The following is a 15,955-nucleotide window of genomic DNA, read 5'->3' as shown; positions in this document are numbered from 1 at the left end:
ATGTATTTCACCGATCGCGGCATCGAGGAACTGGTCAACCGGCGCGGCGAGGAGAGCGTGACGCTGGAATGGGTGGCCGACCAGCTGCGCACGTTCGTCGACATGAACCCGGAGTTCGAGACCCCGATCGAGCGCTTCGCGACGTGGCTGGCCCGGGACGACGACGAGGATGACGAGTAGCGCCCGCCCGATCCGCCGCGTCGAACTGGACACCGGCGCCGAGGTCGACCGCTCCTCGTGGTGGGCGACGATCCCCGCCGTACGGGCCGTGCTCGACCACGGCCTGAACATCCCGGCCGGCGTCACGTTCCTGGTCGGCGAGAACGGATCCGGCAAATCGACCCTGATCGAGGCGTTGGCCACCGCGCACGGACTCAACCCCGAGGGCGGCTCGCGCGACGCCATGCACTCGACCCGGGCCACCGAGTCCCCGCTGGGCTCGGCGCTGCGGATCATCCGCACCCCCGGGCGCCGCGCCAACGCGTACTTCCTGCGCGCCGAGACCACCCACGGCCTCTACACGTACCTGGAGTCGCTGCCCGGCGACAACCCTGATCGAGGCCTCCACGAGCAGAGCCACGGCGAGGGCTTCCTGGAGATCCTCTTCCGCAAGTTCCGGGGGTACGGCTTCTACCTCATGGACGAGCCCGAAGCTCCGCTGTCCTTCACGTCGACCCTCGGCCTGTTGACCCGCCTCGACGAGCTCCGTTCGGCCGGAGCCCAGGTCGTGGTGGCCACCCATTCGCCGCTGCTGACCGCCCTGCCCGACGCCACGATCCTCGAACTGGGGCCGCACGGGATCCGCCGCACCCCCTGGGCCGACCTCGACATCGTGGCCAACTGGCGCGGCTTCCTCAACTCACCGCAGACCTATCTGAGGCAACTCACGGTCTGATCGCGTCACCACCCAGATCAAGATCAAGAGCCCTTCGTCCCGACCGTCGCTCCCGCGGGGACCCGGGCGGGATTCGCTGGCCGCGGTCCCCGCGGGAGCGACGGTCCGTCACCCACCACCCGGCCGGGACAGCTCGATCTTGATCCTCGGAGCCCATCGTCATCCGGAGTTAGGACTTTCGACCCGGCGGGGCGACGAGGCGGCCGGTAGGTTGAATCCGTGGCACGAAGCGTCTATGTGGCCGGCCTCGGGCCCGGAGTCGGCAAGGGCACCGTCGCGCTGGGGCTGGTCGAGTTGCTGTCCCGGCAGGTCGCGCGGATCGGGGTGTTCCGGCCGCTGGTCTCCGGGCCGGGGGACGATCCGCTGCTGACGATGCTGACCAAGCGGTATCCCGTGGTCGCCCCCTACGCGGAGTCGTACGGCGTGACCATGGCCGAGGCGAGCGCGCTGGTGGCCGACGGCAAGTGGGAGGAGCTGATCTCGCGGATCGTCGAGCGGTACCGCGAGGTCGAGCGGCAGGCCGCGTCGGTGGTGGTGATCGGCAGTGACTTCGCGGCCGGTGGGGCCGACGAGCGCGACGAGATTCCGCGTGAGCTGGGGTTTAACGCGCGGCTGGCCACCGAGTTCGGCAGCGTGGTGGTGCCGGTGATCAGCGGGGCCGGGCGGGGAGCGGAGTCGCTGGCCGGAGCCGCCCGGAGCGCCTATCACGCGCTGGTCGACCTGGACGCCACAGTCGTCGCCGTGATCGCCAACCGGGTCACCGAGGGAGTGCGGGCCGACGCCGGCCTGCCCGTGCCGATGTGGTCGATCCCCTCCGTGGCGGCCGTGGCCGCGCCCACCGTGGCCGAGGTGGCGGCCGCGCTCGACGCCACTGTCGTGTCGGGCGGTGACGGGGCGCTCGATCGGGACGTGCTCGACTACGTCGTCGGTGCGGCCCACGTGCCGACGGTGCTGGACCACCTGACCGACGGCGCGCTGATGATCACCCCCGGCGACCGGGCCGATCTGCTGCTGGCGGCCAGCGCGGCCCACGCGGCGGGCAACGTGACGCTGTCGGGGCTGGTACTTACGCTGGGCGAGCCGCCCGACCCCCGGGTCGTACGGGTGATCGAGAAGCTCAACACCGGGCTGGCCATGCTGCTCGTGGACGCCGACAGCTATCACACGATCGCGGCCGCCTCGCACATTCAGGCCCGGCTGGGCACGGGCACCCCCCGCAAGATCGACGCTGCGCTCGGCGCCTTCGAGGAACATGTGGACACCGCGGAGCTGACCCGTGTGCTCGACGTGGCGCGGTCGAGCCGGGTCACGCCGCTGATGTTCGAGAACGACCTGATCGACCGGGCCCGCGCCGAGCGCCGCCACCTGGTGTTGCCCGAGGGCACCGACGAGCGCATCCTGCGGGCCTCGGAGACCCTGCTGCGCCGCGGCGTCGCCGACCTGACGCTGCTGGGCGATCCCGGCGAGATCGCCCGCCGGGCCCGCGAGCTGGGCGTCGAGATCGGGGCGGCCAAGCTGGTCGACCCGGCCCACAGCCCGTGGCGTGACGATTTCGCCGAGCGTTACGCCGAGCTGCGCAAGAAGCGAGGCGTCTCGCTCGACCTGGCCTTCGACGTGGTGCGCGACGTCAACTACTTCGGCACGATGATGGTGTTCGAAGGGCTGGCCGACGGCATGGTGTCAGGGGCCAACCACACCACCGCGGCCACGATCCGGCCCGCTTTCGAGATCATCAAGACGGTCCCCGACGTGTCGGTCGCGTCCAGCGTGTTCTTCATGTTGCTGGCCGACCGGGTGCTGGTCTACGGCGACTGCGCGGTCAACCCCGACCCCGATGCGGCGCAGCTGGCCGACATCGCGCTTTCCTCAGCCCGTACGGCGGCCGCGTTCGGCATCGAGCCGCGCGTCGCGATGCTGTCCTATTCGACGGGCAGTTCGGGGGCGGGCGCGGACGTGGAGAAGGTCGCCGCGGCCACCGCGCTCGTCCGTGAGCGGCGGCCCGATCTGCCGGTCGAAGGTCCAATCCAGTACGACGCGGCGGTCGACCCGGCCGTGGCCGCGACCAAGCTGCCGGGCAGCGCGGTGGCGGGCCAGGCGACCGTGCTGATCTTCCCGGACCTGAACACGGGCAACAACACTTACAAGGCCGTGCAGCGGTCGGCCGGCGCGGTCGCTGTGGGCCCGGTCATGCAGGGCCTGAACCGGCCGGTCAACGACCTGTCCCGCGGCGCGACAGTGAAGGACATTGTGAACACGGTGGCGATCACGGCGATCCAGGCGGCCTCGCGATGAGCCGGGTGCTGGTGCTCAACAGCGGCTCCTCCTCGGTGAAGTATCGGCTCTTCGACGGCACCGAGACGGTCGCCAAGGGCCTGGTCGAGCGGATCGGCGAGTCGGGCGGCGAAGTGGCCGACCACCGGGCCGCGCTGCAGGGGATCATGGACGAGATCGACCTGACCGGCTTGGCCGCGGCCGGGCATCGGGTGGTGCACGGCGGCGCCGAGTTCACCGGCCCCACCGTGATCACCGACGAGGTGGTGGCCCGGGTCGAAGCGCTGGTGCCGCTGGCCCCGCTGCACAACCCGGCCGCGCTGACCGGCATCGAGGTGGCCCGCAAGCTGCTGCCCGACGTGCCGCAGGTGGCCGTGTTCGACACCGCGTTCCACGCCACGATCCCGCCCGAGGGCGTCACCTGGGCCATCTCCCGTGAGCTGGCCGAGCGGTGGCAGATCCGCCGGTACGGGTTCCACGGCACTTCCCACGCGTACGTGTCCCGCCGCACCGCGCAGGTGCTGGGCCGCGACCCGGCGCAGACGAACGTGATCACCTTGCACCTGGGGAACGGCGCGAGCGCCTGCGCCGTCGAGGGCGGCCGCAGCGTGGCCACCTCGATGGGCATGTCCCCGCTGCCCGGGCTGGTGATGGGCACCCGCAGCGGCGACATCGACCCGACCGTGATCTTCCACCTGCACCGGGTGGCCGGGCTGCCGCTCGACGAGATCGAGACCTCGCTGACCCGGCACGGAGGACTGCAGGGCATGGCCGGGGTGAACGACCTGCGCGCGGTGCTCGACCTGCGGGCGGCCGGCGACCCCGACGCGACGCTGGCCTTCGACGTCTACTGCCGGCGCATCCGCGAATACGTCGGGTCCTATCTGGCCGTGCTGGGCCGGGTCGACGCCATCGCCTTCACAGCCGGGGTGGGCGAGAACTCGGCCGCCGTACGCGCGGCGTCGCTCTCCGGCCTGGAACCGCTCGGCATCGTGATCGACCCGGAACGCAACGAGCGCCGCGACGAGGTCATTTCCCCGCCGGGCGCTCGCATTCCCGTCTGTGTGATCCCCACGGACGAGGAGTTGGAGATCGCCGACCAGTCCCGGACGGCGCTCTCGCTGGACCGCTAACTCAGGCGACCAGCCAGATGATGAGGGCGACCAGCACCACCGCGACGACGGCACCGCCGACGATCAGGGGGGTCTTGGACGCCGGCGCGGGCTCCTGCGGGGTGCTCTGGGTGAACGCCCGGAACGCCTCGGTGTTGCCGCTCGGGTCGACGCTGTTGTCAGACATGCGCAAGACCATAGCGAAGGAGTGCACGCCGGCCGAGCCCCATATCTTAGTCGTCACAGCTCCGACCAGGACAAACGTCATCCGTCCGGGGGATTTCACCCCATCGTGAAGGGGCCGACGCACAATGGGTCGGGTGCGTCGCCGTCTGGTCCCCCTCGTCCTGGCAGTTGCCGTGCTGTCCGCCTGTACGGCGGAACCTGAGCCGGCCGCTTCCTTGCCACCCGTCGCCGGCAGCCCGGCTGCGCCGCCTGCCGCCTCCTCTGCTCCACCGGCCGCTTCCCCTGCTCCACCCGCCGCTCCCATTCCCGCGGGGACGGCGCCGGCCCGGTCGTTCGCGGTCGAGACCCGCACGCTGAAACTGCGGCGAGGCGCCGGCCGCCCGCTGACCACCACGGTCTGGGCGCCGCGCGGCGACGGCCCGTTCCCGCTGATCCTGTTCAGCCACGGGCTCGGCGGGCGCCCCGCCGACTACCGCGAACTGCTCACCGCCTGGGCCCGCGCCGGTTTCGTCGTGGCCGCGCCGGCCTACCCGTTCACCTCCCGCTCGGCCGAGCAGTTCAACGTGCTCGACGTGCTCAACCAGCCCGCCGACGCCAGCTACGTGATCACTCAGACGCTGGCCGCCGTGCCCGGCGCCGACGGGGAGCGGGTGGCCGCGGCCGGGCACTCGGCGGGCGGGGTCACCACGATCGGGCTCTTCAGCAACGCCCGCGACGACCGGCTGCGGGCCGGGGTGGTGCTGGCCGGTCGTCAGGTGCTGCCGCAGCCGTTCACCGGGCCCTCGGCGCCCCTGCTCTTCGTGCACGGACGTAAGGACGCCACGGTCGCGTACTCGGAGGGGCGGGCCGCCTTCGACGCGGTGCAGTGGCCCAAGGCGTTCGTGAGCGTCACCGAGGGCGGGCACACCGTCGGCGGGCGGGCGCTCGGGATAGTCGCGACCACCAGCACCGACTTCTGGCGGTGGACCTTGTACGGCGACGACAGCGCACGAGAACGCCTGAAGGGCGACGCCACCCGGGGCGGGACCGCCACATACATCGATGATCTCTGATTTCCCAGACGTGGGCCCACCCTCCACCGGGGGGACCCCCACCCAGCCCATTTTAGTGCTCGGGGGCGATCTTGGCCGGGTGCCCTGTGGACAACTGAGGTTTGTGGATAACGACGACCGTCAATGCAGAAAGTCCACGGCCACCTTGCCGAAGATGTCGCCCGACTCCAGGCGCGCGAAGGCGTCGGCGACCGCGCTGAACCCGTACGTCGAGTCGACCACCGGCCGTACGTCCTTGTCGACGAGCAGGTCGAGCAGCGCGGCCAGTTCGGACCCGGTGCCCATCGTGCTGCCCAGGATGTCGAGCTGCATCGCGAACACCCGGCGCAGGTCGACCGTGGCCAGGTGACCGCCGGTGGCCCCGCACACCACGATCCGGGCGCCGGGCGCGCTGCACTTCATCGAGTGCTCGAACGTGGGGGCGCCGACCGATTCGATCACCACGTCGACCCGTTCGGGCAGGCGCAGGCCGGGTTCCACCGCGATCGCGCCCAGCTCGGCGATCTTCTCCCGTTTGCCGGCGTCACGGCTGGTGGCGTACACCCGCTTGCCCATCGCGACGGCGAGCGCGACCGCCGCGGTGGCCACTCCCCCACCGGCGCCCTGCACGAGCACCGCGGAGGCCTCGGCAACCCGGCCCCGCGTGGTCAGCATGTGATAGGCGGTGAGCCAGGCCGTGGGCAGGCACGCGGCGTCCAGGAACGACACCCCTTCCGGCTTGCGCACCAGGTTCGCCCGGGGCACGGCGACACGCTCGGCCAGCGTGCCCGGGTGCCGCTCGGAGAGCAGGGACAGCCCGCGCGGGTCGGCTTCGTCCGCGACCACGGGATAGATCACGACCTCGTTGCCGTCGGGGTCGACGCCGGCCGCGTCGCAGCCCAGAATCATCGGCAGCCGGTCGGCGGGCAGGCCCACCCCGCGCAGCGACCACAGGTCGTGCTGGTTGAGCGAGGCGGCCCGCACGTCCACGGTCACCCAGCCCTCGGGCGGGTCCGGGTCGGGCCGGTCGCCGACGCGCAGGGCGGAGCGCGGGTCGGTGGGGTCGGAAGCTACGGCGTAGGCGGCGCGCATAGCTTCCGACCCTAGTGCTCCGTCTAGCGAACGGGTGCGGTCCGCTGCTCGGGGGCTGCCGGGGCGGTGCGGCGGGCCACGCCGTCGGCCTGCGCCGCGGCGGCCACGGCGGCCGAGACGGCCGGGGCGACCCGCGGGTCGAGCGGCGAGGGCACGATCGCGTCGGCGCTCAGGTCGTCCGAGACGACGGCGGCGATCGCGTCGGCCGCGGCCACCTTCATGCGCTCGGTGATCGTGGTGGCCCGCACGTCGAGGGCGCCACGGAAGATGCCCGGGAACGCCAGCACGTTGTTGATCTGGTTGGGGAAGTCGCTGCGGCCGGTGGCGACGATCGCGGCGTACTTGTGGGCGATTGCCGGCGCCACTTCGGGTGTCGGGTTGGCCATGGCGAAGATGATGCCGCCGGGTGCCATGCCGGCCACCGCGCTCTCCTCGATCTGCCCCCCGGACACCCCGATCAGGACGTCCGCGCCGATCAGGGCCTCCCCGATTCCTCCCGTACGGCCGGAGAGGTTGGTCGTCGCGGCCAGCTCGGCCTTGATCGGGGTGAGGTCGCCGCGCTCGGCGTGGACGATGCCGCGCGAGTCGCAGATGATCACGTTGGCCCCGTCGATCCCGGCCGCGATCAGCATCTGGGTGATGGCGACCCCGGCCGCGCCGGCCCCGCTGATCACCACGCGCAGGTCGCCGAAGCGGCGGCCGAGCAGCGTGGCCGCGTTGCGCAGGGCGGCCAGCGTGACCACCGCGGTGCCGTGCTGGTCGTCGTGGAAGACCGGGATGTCGAGCTCAGCGTCGAGCCGGCGCTCGATCTCGAAGCAGCGCGGGGCGCTGATGTCCTCGAGGTTGATGCCGCCGAACGAGGGCGCCATCGCCTTGACCGCGGCGATGATGCCGTCCACGTCCTGGGTGTCCAGGCAGATGGGGATCGAGTCGACCCCGCCGAACTGCTTGAACAGGATGGCCTTGCCCTCCATGACCGGCATGGCGGCCTTGGCGCCGATGTTGCCCAGTCCCAGCACGGCCGAGCCGTCGGTGACGACCGCGACCGTGTTCGCCGTCCACGTGTAGTCGGGGTAGAGCTCGGCGTCGGCCGCGATGGCCTCGCAGACCCGGGCCACGCCGGGCGTGTAGGCCAGCGACAGGTGGTCGCGGCTCGCCAGCGGGACCGTCAGCGCGATCTCCATCTTGCCGTGCTTGTGCAGGTCGAAGACGGGGTCGGCGGCGAGGGCGGGATCGAGTTCGAAACTGAAAAAGGACATGGTGACTCCAACCGGCATCGGGACGTAGGTCGACTGGGCGCCTGTCGATCACAGCGGCGAGTTGTGCGCCGGATCGGAACGCGATGCGGGGATCACCCGTAAGAAGCAACCGCGAAGCGCGAGTGTGCGCCGCGGTTGTGCGACCTTAACTTAGCCGACCGACCCGCGGGTAGTAGCGAATTAACACCCGGCCGATGACATCCGCCACCCCGTACGCCCGGCTGTCGTCCGCGATCAACTCGTTGTCGCCCTGGATCCACCAGCCACCGTCCTGCGGCCGCACGGCGCGCTTGACGACCAGCAGATCGGGCCGGGTCCGGAACCGTGCAACCACCACTTGACCAGCCCGTACGCGTCCACCCCGGCGCACCAGCAGGGCATCTCCGGAGTGCAGCGCGGGCACCATCGACGGGCCCTGCACCAACACCGCGAACAGTGGTAGTTGCCATCTCACGGCATCAGTCCTCCGCAGCGTTACGGGCAAGGTGTAAGGGGTAGTGTCAACCTTGGATCATCGCAAACTCGTATGGAGGAGTCCTGATGCGACTTCCGCGTTTCCTCACGCCTCGGACCGTGGTCAGCGCCCATTGCGACCTGCCCTGTGGCGTCTACGACCCGGCCCAGGCCCGGATCGAGGCCGAGTCGGTCAAGGCCATCGCCGAGAAGTACCAGGCGAACACCGACCCCGAGTTCCGCACTCGGGCCATCCTCATCAAGGAGCAGCGGGCCGAGCTGGTCAAGCACCACCTGTGGGTGCTGTGGACCGACTACTTCAAGCCCCCGCACTTCGAGAAGTACCCGAACCTGCACCAGCTGTTCAACGAGGCCACCAAGCTCGCCGGCGCCTCGGGCGCCAAGGGCTCGGTCGACCCGGCCGTGGCCGACCAGCTGCTCGGCAAGATCGAGGAGATCTCCAAGATCTTCTGGGAGACCAAGCAGGCCTGAGTTTCCGCGCTGCTCCGGCCGGTGCGCCCACCCGGGCGTACCGGCCGGCTGCGCTCTGCTACTAGAGTCGGCTCCAGCGGTGGGAGGAGCAACGGTGATGCAGCTGACGGATACACACCCGGACCCGGCGATCGGTGACGACGTCGTCATGCTCACCGTGCCCGCCGACGGCGGCTACCTGGGCGTGCTGCGCACGGCGACTGCCGGCCTGGCCGCCCGGCTGCATTTCGCGCTCGACGAGATCGAGGATCTGCGCATCGCCGTCGACGAGGCGTGCGCGATGCTGCTGGCCATCGCGACTCGCGGCGCCGAGCTCGACTGCCGGTTCGCGGTCACCGAGGACGCGCTCACCGTCGAGGTGACGGTCACGACCGTACGGGGGGCCAAGCTGCCCGCCGAGTCGTCCTTCGCGTGGAAGGTGCTGACCGCCCTGACCACGTCGGCGGCCGCGGAGGCGACCGGTCAGCGCGCGACGATCCGGCTGGTCACCCGTCGTACGGGCGCTTAATTCCTTACCGCACGACCGCGGCGATGTAGTCGAGATGCTGCGTCGCGGCCCGGGTGGCCGACTCCGCGTCACGCATGATGAGGCAGTCGAGCAGCAGCCGATGATCCGCGTCGATCTGCCGCCAGTAGCCCGGGGGCAGGTCGCCGGTGACCTCCTCGCCGAACTCGGCGTGGTAGAGCGGCCGCGCCACCAGCTCGAACAGCGGATTTTGGGTGGCCTTGGCCACGGCCATGTGGAACGCGACGTGCGCGGCCATCATCGTCTCGAACTCGTCGACCGCGGGGTCGAAGAACGCGCCCCGGATCTCGGCCAGGTTCTCGTCGCCACGGCGGTACGCGGCCAGCCCCACGGCCGGCACCTCGATCGCCCGGCGTAGCTCGAGCAGGTCGGCGAAACCCACCCCGTCCGACTTCGTCAGCAGGGTGAACCCGGTGGTCAGACTCTCGGCGAGTTGCTCGGCGTCGGGATGCGCCACGAAGCTGCCGCCGGTGACCCCACGGGTCGTGACGATCAGATGCTGGCTGGCCAGCAGGCGGAGGGCCTCGCGGACGGTGCTGCGACTGACACCCGTCTTGACACACAACTCGGGCTCCGGCGGCAGGCGCTCGCCGGGTTGCAGCCTGCCCGAGGTGATGTCGGCCCGTAACTCGTCCGCCAGCAGCTGATACGCGGGTGGGCGCACCGTTGATCCGGTCACCTTCTCAGGGTAGGCCCTGGCCCGCCGAATGAGGGCGATTAATCGATGCCCAGCGCTCGCGTGCTCGCCGGGAGCACGACCAGCAGGCCGATGAGCACCCCGAGGGCCATCAGCACCACGCCCAGCCAGGCCGGGCCGACCTGCAGCAGGAAGCCGCCGGCGGCGATCGTGAAGAGCTGGATGACGATCGATGGCCCGCGCGCGCCGCGAGTGCGCCGGCCGAGCCCGCGCGCGACGAAGAAGATCGCCGCCACGCCGAGGGCGGCGAAAACGGTCAGCGCGACGGCCATGCCGACGTGCACCGCATCGCTCGTCAGATCGAGGACGAGCAAGTAGATAGTGAGCCCGGCCAGGGCGGCGCACTCCAGATAGAGCAGCCGCACCGCCCACAACAGGCTGGGAGGGTTGTCAACGACTGACTTCTCACCGGTCACACCAGCACCATACCGACAGAGTTTTTGCGCGCTCTTGGGTACAGTGCCGCGCATGCGAGCGTTACTGCTGGTCAACCCCAAGGCCACGACCACCAGCGAGCGCAGCCGGGACGTGCTGGTCAGGGCATTGCGCAGCGCGGTGGAGCTGTCGGTGGAATACACGACCCGCCGTGGGCACGCGGCGACGCTGGCCCGGGCCGCCGCCGAGAGCGGGGTCGACGTGGTCGTCACGCTGGGCGGCGACGGCACGGTCAACGAGGCCGTCAACGGGTTGATGACCGCCGAGGCCGTGCTCAGCGGCCTGACCGGCCCCCGGGCCCACGTGCTGCCGGCGCTCGCGGTCGTCCCCGGCGGATCGACCAACGTCTTCGCCCGTGCGCTCGGCCTGCCCCGCGATTGGGTCGAGGGGGTCAGCGTGATTCTCGACGGCCTGCGCGACGGGCGGCACCGGGTGATCGGGCTGGGCCGGGCCGACGACCGCTATTTCACGTTCGCCGCAGGCATGGGCCTGGACGCCGCGGTCGTGCGCCGGGTCGAGCAGGCCCGCTTGCGCGGCCGCACCTCGACGCCCGCCCTCTACTTCCGCTCGGTGGTCGGCCAGATGCTCACCCGGGAGGACCGCAAGTCCCCGCCGCTGACCATCGAGCGCCCCGGCGAGCCGCCCGAGGCCGACCTCGGCACCGTGATCATTCAGAACACCGCCCCCTGGACCTATCTGGGTGACCGCCCGATCAATCCGAGCCCCGGCGCCTCGTTCGACCGCGGGCTCGACGTCATGGCGTTGCGCGGCCTCGCCGTCGGCAGCACGAGCCGGACGATGGCCCAGCTCGCCCTGCGCCGGGCGGAGCCGCACGGCAAGCAGGTGGTGCACCTGCACGACCAGGACGAGTTCACCGTGATCGCGAGCCGGCCGCAGGCGTTCCAGCTGGACGGCGACTATCTGGGCGAGCGTCAGAAGGTGCACTTCGTGTCCGTTCCCGAAGCGCTACGTGTGATCTGCTGACCGCTGGGTAGGCGATAAGAGCCGAAGGAATGGTGGCCAACCCAGGGTGACCAGCAGGTCACGGACGGGTCCGGCCTCACAATCCGTTACAGAAACACGGTCAAAAGGTCGGCAGCAGGGCGCAGACCGTACTACATTGATGGAGGCGTAGGTCAACCGGCTCCGGCGCAAGCGTCAGAACCGGACAAAGAGGGCGTGAGCCAGCTCACCCGCCCGGAGAAACTTCCGGCGCTACCCTTGACATCGCACGAGTTCGTGAAAGCATTCACAAGCGATAAGAAGTAACCGGTTGCCGCTTGCGCGCGTTCCTAATCAAGAAGCGCCGAACAGCACCTGATAACACAAAAGCTTGCTACGCACGGCGAGCCGAGGGTCACACACCCCGCAGGCCGCCCGCGCACGCATAGGTAAACCAGTAACGCAATTCATTACCCCATCCGAAACAAGGAGTGTTGCCGCCATGGACTGGCGTCACGATGCGATCTGCCGCGACGAGGACCCGGAGCTGTTCTTCCCGATCGGGACGTCCGGCCCCGCGCTCCTGCAGGTCGAGCAGGCCAAGGCCGTGTGCCGGCGGTGTCCCGTGACCGAGGACTGCCTTACTTGGGCCCTCGAGTCCGGTCAGGATGCCGGCGTATGGGGCGGGATGAGCGAAGACGAGCGGCGCGCGGTCAAGCGTCGTGGCGGCCTCCGGGTCGGCGCTCCCACCGCCTGAACCAAACCCCCACAGCATTTGCGCCCCGGGCCGATCGGCACCGGGGCGTCTTGCTGTTTCCGATCGATTACTCAGCGCGCGCAATCCTGAGAGGAACCCGAGAGGTTCGCCGAGTGCGCTATTTCGATCACGTTGGGTTTCGTCGAGAATCCGCGAAATGATCTCGAAATTGCGCCACCGACACGAATGGTCCACATTCCCCTCACCCGGCGTGGACGTCGGCGGAGCGCACAACCCGCGGTAACGCTGAGCGACGGCGACCGCCCTCCGGATCCCCTGTGGATGACCCGTACGGCCTGCGGTGCGTTCATCACAGACTGTGGACAGTCGGCGATCATGCGACACACGCGATGAGCACGCCCCCACAGCGACCCGGCCGTCTCAGGCGGCGGCCGGCAGAAGGCGACCGGTGGCGGCCAGCACGCGCGCGGCCACCAGCCGCACCACCTCGGCCGCGTCCCCCAGCGGCTCGGCGACCGCCACCGCACCGGCCTCGAGCGAGGACCGCACAGCCACGTCGTACAGGCGTCCCGGAGCCAGGAAGTACGCCGCCATCCCGACGCGACGGGCGCCGGCGGCCCGCAGAAGCTCCACAGCGGCGCCGGGGCCCGGCGGGGCGGCCGAGGCATACGCCGCGACGCACGGCACGCTCAGCCGGGCGCTCAGGGCGGCCGCGGCCCACATGATCGTCTCGCGGGCGGCCGCGTCGCGGGTGCCCGCCGCGGCCAGCACCACCGCGTCCGCCCCGGTGGGGCCGAGCCGCCGCGCGACACCGTCGACGAGCAGCGCCGAGGGGCCCAGCACGTCGGCCAGGGTCACCTCGACGGGTAGCGCGGCCGCCTCGGCGACCACGGCCGGGATGTCGACCCGCCCGTGGTAGGCCGCGGTCAGCAGCAGCGGCACCAGCACGACCCGGCGGCCGGGCAGCGACCGCAGCACGTCGAGCGGGCGCGGCCCGGCGTGGTCGAGGAACGACGCGTGCACCTCCCACGCCGGGTGGGCCCGGCGCACCGCCCGGGCCAGGGCCTCGGTGGCGGCCGCGGCCCGCGGGTCCCGGCTGCCGTGGGCGACCAGGACGACCGCGAGCCGGTCGGTCAGACGTGCAGTCCGCATTCGGTCTTCTCGAACATCGCCCAGCGGCCCGCGCGCGGGTCCTCGCCGGCCTTGGTGCGCCGGGTGCAGGGCCAGCAGCCGATCGAGCCGTAGCCCTTCTTGAACAGCTCGTTGACCGGCACGTTCCAGCGGCTGATGTAACGGTTGACGTCGGCCTCGGTCCAGGCCGCGATCGGGTTGACCTTGACCTTGCCCTTCTTGGCGTCGAACGCGACCATCGGCGTGTTGGCCCGGGTCGGCGACTCGTCGCGGCGCAGGCCGGTGGCCCAGGCGTCGTAGTCGGACAGGGCGCGCTCGAGCGGCTCGACCTTGCGCAGGAAGCAGCACTCGTCGGGGCTGCGGGCGAACAGCCGCGGCCCGTACTCGCCGTCCTGCTGGCCGACCGTGCGGCGCGGCCGGATCGAGCGCACGTTGACGTCCATGGTCGCGGCCACGATGTCGCGCACCTTGAGCGTCTCGGGGAAGTGCAGGCCGGTGTCGAGGAAGACGACGTCGACGCCCGGCGAGACCCGGGAGAAGACGTGCGCCACCACGGCGTCGGCCATCGAGCTGGTGACGCAGAACCGGGCGCCGAAGGTGTCGGTCGCCCACTTGGCGATCACCTCGGCGGGCGCGCCTTCGAGCTCACGGCCGGCGTCGCGCGCCAGCGCCTCGAGCTCGTCGCGGGAGCGCCGGTCCGGGTCCTGGGCCACCGGGGCCGCGCCCAGGTTGACCAGGTTGAGAGATGTAGCGGCCACGATGGTCATCGGTTCACTCCCTTGGACAGCAACCCGTTGAACTTGACCGTGAAAACCCGGGTGCAGGAGTGGCACTCCCACGCCCCGTGTGATGCCTCGTTGGGGAACAGGTCTTCTTCGCCGCAGTAAGGGCAGTACATGGGTGTCGACCGGGCGTCGCTCATTTGAGGAGCTCCTCGTCGGCGCGCATGACCCAGGTGGCGAACGACTCGTCGCGCGCGGTGCGCCCGTCCAGATAGTTGCGAGCGAGCCGTTCCACGTACGCGGGAAGCTCTTCGGCAGTTGCCTTGAGCCCGCGGAGCTTGCGCCCGAAACCGGACGTCTGCCCCTGCGCCATGCCCAGCCCGCCGCCCAGGTGCACCTGGAAGCCCTCGACCTGCTCGCCGTGGGAGTTCATGACCAGCTGGCCCTTGAGCCCGATGTCGGCGACCTGGGTGCGCGCGCAGGCGTTGGGGCAGCCGTTGATGTGGATCGAGATGTCGGCGTCGAAGTCCTTGAGCCTTTCCTCGAGCCGGGCCACCAGTTCCTCGCCGCGGGCCTTGGTCTCGACGATCGCGAGCTTGCAGTACTCGATGCCCGTGCAGGCCATGGTGCCGCGCCGCCACGCCGAGGGCCGCGCCTCCAGACCGATCTGCCGCATGCCGGCGATCAGCGGCTCCACCATCTCGTCGGTCACGTCGAGGACCAGGAGCTTCTGGTACGCCGTGAGCCGTACACGGTCGGAGCCGTGCTGCTCGACCAGGTCGGCCAGCCGGCCCAGCTGAGTGCCGGAGGACCGGCCCACGACCGGCGCGGCGCCGACGTAGTTGCGCCCGTCGACCTGCTTGTGCACGCCGATGTGGTCGATCGGCTTGGCCGGCAGGTCGGGCGCGGGGCCGTCGATCAGCGCGCGGCCCAGGTACTCCTTCTCGAGGATCTCGCGGAACTTGGCCACGCCCCAGTCGGCCAGCAGGAACTTCAGGCGGGCGCGGTTGCGCAGGCGGCGGTAGCCGTAGTCGCGGAAGATGCCGATGACGCCTTCCCAGACGTCCGGGATCTCGTCGCGCGGCACCCAGACGCCGAGCCGCTCGGCCAGTCGCGGGTTGGTGGAGAGGCCGCCGCCGACCCAGAGGTCGAAGCCGGGGCCGTGCTGCGGGTGGACCACGCCGACGAAGGAGATGTCGTTGGTCTCGTACGGCCCGTCGGCCAGCCAGGAGATCTGCGACTTGAACTTGCGCGGCAGGTTGGAGTACTGCGGGTCGCCGATGTAGCGCTTGAGGATCTCGTCGATCGCGGGGGTGCCGTCGAGCACCTCGTCGGTCGAGATGCCGGCGACGGGCGAGCCCAGCACCACGCGGGGGCAGTCGCCGCAGGCCTCGGTGGTCTGCAGCCCGACGGCCTCGAGCCGGCGCCAGATCTCGGGCATGTCCTCGACCCGGATCCAGTGCAGCTGGATGTTCTGCCGGTCGGTGATGTCGGCGCTGTCCCGGCCGAACTCGCGGGAGATCTCGGCGATCGTGCGGAGCTGGGCCACCGACAGCGCGCCGCCGTCGATGCGCACCCGCAGCATGAAGAACTCGTCCTCGAGCTCGTGCGGCTCGAGCACCGCCGTACGCCCGCCGTCGATGCCCGCCTTGCGCTGGGTGTAAAGACCCCACCAGCGGAAACGGCCGCGCAGGTCCTGCGGGTCGATCGAGGCGAAGCCGCTGTGCGCGTAGATGTTCTCGATGCGGGCGCGGACGTTGAGCGGGTTGTCGTCCTTCTTGATCCGCTCGTTGGGGTTGAGCGGCTCGCGGTGTCCGAGCGCCCACTGACCCTCGCCGCGCGCCTTACGAGGGCGGGCGGTCGGCTTAGCTGGGGTCGCCATGTCGGCGGTCCTCCTGGAGTCGGTGGGCGCGGTCGGACGCTCACGGCTCTCAGGGGCTCGTGACTACGGTGTCAGGAGTGGCCGGCGCGTCTTCGCGCGCCCGAAAGAAAA

At 70.6% G+C, this 15,955-nt stretch carries 18 protein-coding genes; 9 read left to right on the top strand and 9 right to left on the bottom strand.

Annotation, left to right across the window (positions count from 1 at the left end; genetic code table 11):
* The 4 genes from BKA14_RS35725 (at position 1) to BKA14_RS35710 (ending at position 4,299) form a co-directional block, all read left to right on the top strand.
* Positions 1-180 carry a DUF6104 family protein gene (locus BKA14_RS35725; protein WP_184955163.1) on the top strand — a complete coding sequence of 60 codons (180 nt, stop codon included), beginning with the start codon at positions 1-3 and terminating at the stop codon, positions 178-180.
* Complete coding sequence (locus BKA14_RS35720; RefSeq protein WP_184955162.1) at positions 170-895, top strand: AAA family ATPase; 726 nt, start codon at positions 170-172, stop codon at positions 893-895. Before BKA14_RS35725 ends, BKA14_RS35720 begins: the two co-directional genes overlap by 11 nt.
* A 219-nt stretch (positions 896-1,114) precedes the next feature.
* Positions 1,115-3,187 carry a phosphate acetyltransferase gene (gene pta, locus BKA14_RS35715; protein WP_184955161.1) on the top strand — a complete coding sequence of 691 codons (2,073 nt, stop codon included), beginning with the start codon at positions 1,115-1,117 and terminating at the stop codon, positions 3,185-3,187.
* A complete protein-coding gene (locus tag BKA14_RS35710; protein WP_184955160.1) occupies positions 3,184-4,299 on the top strand; it encodes an acetate/propionate family kinase in 1,116 nt (371 codons plus the stop codon). The genes pta and BKA14_RS35710 overlap by 4 nt, the downstream gene beginning before the upstream one ends.
* 1 nt (position 4,300) lies before the next feature.
* Here BKA14_RS35710 and BKA14_RS35705 read toward each other — a convergent pair whose 3' ends face one another.
* Complete coding sequence (locus BKA14_RS35705) at positions 4,301-4,465, bottom strand: hypothetical protein (RefSeq protein WP_184955159.1); 165 nt, start codon at positions 4,463-4,465, stop codon at positions 4,301-4,303.
* Between the two features lie 133 nt (positions 4,466-4,598).
* Here BKA14_RS35705 and BKA14_RS35700 point away from each other — a divergent pair, with 133 nt between their 5' ends.
* A complete protein-coding gene (locus BKA14_RS35700; protein ID WP_184955158.1) occupies positions 4,599-5,516 on the top strand; it encodes an alpha/beta hydrolase family protein in 918 nt (305 codons plus the stop codon).
* Between the two features lie 120 nt (positions 5,517-5,636).
* Here the strand turns inward: BKA14_RS35700 and BKA14_RS35695 are convergent, their stop codons facing one another.
* The 3 genes from BKA14_RS35695 to BKA14_RS35685 all read right to left on the bottom strand — a co-directional run bounded on the left by BKA14_RS35695 (position 5,637) and on the right by BKA14_RS35685 (position 8,300).
* A complete protein-coding gene (locus BKA14_RS35695; protein ID WP_184955157.1) occupies positions 5,637-6,587 on the bottom strand; it encodes a zinc-binding dehydrogenase in 951 nt (316 codons plus the stop codon).
* A gap of 23 nt (positions 6,588-6,610) precedes the next feature.
* Positions 6,611-7,846, bottom strand: coding sequence for an NAD(P)-dependent malic enzyme (locus BKA14_RS35690; RefSeq protein WP_184955156.1), 1,236 nt, complete (start codon positions 7,844-7,846; stop codon positions 6,611-6,613).
* A 145-nt stretch (positions 7,847-7,991) separates the two neighbouring features.
* On the bottom strand, positions 7,992-8,300 hold the full coding sequence (locus BKA14_RS35685; RefSeq protein WP_275412375.1) for a S26 family signal peptidase: 309 nt from the start codon (positions 8,298-8,300) through the stop codon (positions 7,992-7,994).
* An 86-nt stretch (positions 8,301-8,386) separates the two neighbouring features.
* Between BKA14_RS35685 and sodN the strand changes: the two genes are divergently transcribed.
* On the top strand, positions 8,387-8,791 hold the full coding sequence (sodN, locus tag BKA14_RS35680; protein WP_184955155.1) for a superoxide dismutase, Ni: 405 nt from the start codon (positions 8,387-8,389) through the stop codon (positions 8,789-8,791).
* Positions 8,792-8,888: 97 nt separating this feature from the next.
* Positions 8,889-9,299 (top strand): trypco2 family protein, encoded by a 411-nt coding sequence (locus BKA14_RS35675; protein ID WP_184955154.1) that lies wholly within the window; start codon positions 8,889-8,891, stop codon positions 9,297-9,299.
* A 4-nt stretch (positions 9,300-9,303) separates the two neighbouring features.
* On the opposite strand, the gene BKA14_RS35670 is transcribed toward BKA14_RS35675, so the two are convergent.
* Complete coding sequence (locus BKA14_RS35670; protein ID WP_184955153.1) at positions 9,304-9,996, bottom strand: FadR/GntR family transcriptional regulator; 693 nt, start codon at positions 9,994-9,996, stop codon at positions 9,304-9,306.
* Positions 9,997-10,034: 38 nt separating this feature from the next.
* Positions 10,035-10,430: a hypothetical protein gene (locus BKA14_RS35665; protein WP_239092563.1), complete on the bottom strand. Its 396-nt coding sequence runs from the start codon at positions 10,428-10,430 to the stop codon at positions 10,035-10,037.
* Between the two features lie 52 nt (positions 10,431-10,482).
* Between BKA14_RS35665 and BKA14_RS35660 the strand changes: the two genes are divergently transcribed.
* Positions 10,483-11,433: a diacylglycerol/lipid kinase family protein gene (locus BKA14_RS35660; protein ID WP_184955152.1), complete on the top strand. Its 951-nt coding sequence runs from the start codon at positions 10,483-10,485 to the stop codon at positions 11,431-11,433.
* 460 nt (positions 11,434-11,893) lie between these two features.
* Positions 11,894-12,148: a WhiB family transcriptional regulator gene (locus BKA14_RS35655; RefSeq protein ID WP_133874584.1), complete on the top strand. Its 255-nt coding sequence runs from the start codon at positions 11,894-11,896 to the stop codon at positions 12,146-12,148.
* 381 nt (positions 12,149-12,529) lie between these two features.
* Here the strand turns inward: BKA14_RS35655 and BKA14_RS35650 are convergent, their stop codons facing one another.
* From BKA14_RS35650 to BKA14_RS35635, 3 genes are all read right to left on the bottom strand, one after another.
* Positions 12,530-13,261 carry a sirohydrochlorin chelatase gene (locus tag BKA14_RS35650; RefSeq protein WP_184955151.1) on the bottom strand — a complete coding sequence of 244 codons (732 nt, stop codon included), beginning with the start codon at positions 13,259-13,261 and terminating at the stop codon, positions 12,530-12,532.
* Positions 13,243-14,007, bottom strand: a complete 765-nt coding sequence (locus BKA14_RS35645; RefSeq protein WP_184955150.1) for a phosphoadenylyl-sulfate reductase — start codon at positions 14,005-14,007, stop codon at positions 13,243-13,245. The genes BKA14_RS35650 and BKA14_RS35645 overlap by 19 nt, the downstream gene beginning before the upstream one ends.
* 151 nt (positions 14,008-14,158) lie before the next feature.
* The gene (locus BKA14_RS35635) at positions 14,159-15,844 is read right to left on the bottom strand and encodes a nitrite/sulfite reductase (RefSeq protein WP_184955148.1); all 1,686 of its coding nucleotides are present in this window, start codon (positions 15,842-15,844) and stop codon (positions 14,159-14,161) included.
* Positions 15,845-15,955: the final 111 nt, after the last annotated feature.

Origin of the sequence: Paractinoplanes abujensis (assembly GCF_014204895.1) — a bacterium.
Taxonomy (GTDB): domain Bacteria; phylum Actinomycetota; class Actinomycetes; order Mycobacteriales; family Micromonosporaceae; genus Actinoplanes; species Actinoplanes abujensis.
This window is presented reverse-complemented; position numbering and strand designations above follow the sequence as displayed.

Coding starts and splice junctions, on each gene's coding strand:
- BKA14_RS35725 (WP_184955163.1), top strand. CDS start 1: ATGTATTTCACCGATCGCGGCATCGAGGAACTGGTCAACCGGCGCGGC.
- BKA14_RS35720 (WP_184955162.1), top strand. CDS start 170: ATGACGAGTAGCGCCCGCCCGATCCGCCGCGTCGAACTGGACACCGGC.
- BKA14_RS35710 (WP_184955160.1), top strand. CDS start 3,184: ATGAGCCGGGTGCTGGTGCTCAACAGCGGCTCCTCCTCGGTGAAGTAT.
- BKA14_RS35705 (WP_184955159.1), bottom strand. CDS start 4,465: ATGTCTGACAACAGCGTCGACCCGAGCGGCAACACCGAGGCGTTCCGG.
- BKA14_RS35695 (WP_184955157.1), bottom strand. CDS start 6,587: ATGCGCGCCGCCTACGCCGTAGCTTCCGACCCCACCGACCCGCGCTCC.
- BKA14_RS35690 (WP_184955156.1), bottom strand. CDS start 7,846: ATGTCCTTTTTCAGTTTCGAACTCGATCCCGCCCTCGCCGCCGACCCC.
- sodN (WP_184955155.1), top strand. CDS start 8,387: ATGCGACTTCCGCGTTTCCTCACGCCTCGGACCGTGGTCAGCGCCCAT.
- BKA14_RS35675 (WP_184955154.1), top strand. CDS start 8,889: ATGCAGCTGACGGATACACACCCGGACCCGGCGATCGGTGACGACGTC.
- BKA14_RS35660 (WP_184955152.1), top strand. CDS start 10,483: ATGCGAGCGTTACTGCTGGTCAACCCCAAGGCCACGACCACCAGCGAG.
- BKA14_RS35655 (WP_133874584.1), top strand. CDS start 11,894: ATGGACTGGCGTCACGATGCGATCTGCCGCGACGAGGACCCGGAGCTG.
- BKA14_RS35650 (WP_184955151.1), bottom strand. CDS start 13,261: ATGCGGACTGCACGTCTGACCGACCGGCTCGCGGTCGTCCTGGTCGCC.
- BKA14_RS35645 (WP_184955150.1), bottom strand. CDS start 14,007: ATGACCATCGTGGCCGCTACATCTCTCAACCTGGTCAACCTGGGCGCG.
- BKA14_RS35635 (WP_184955148.1), bottom strand. CDS start 15,844: ATGGCGACCCCAGCTAAGCCGACCGCCCGCCCTCGTAAGGCGCGCGGC.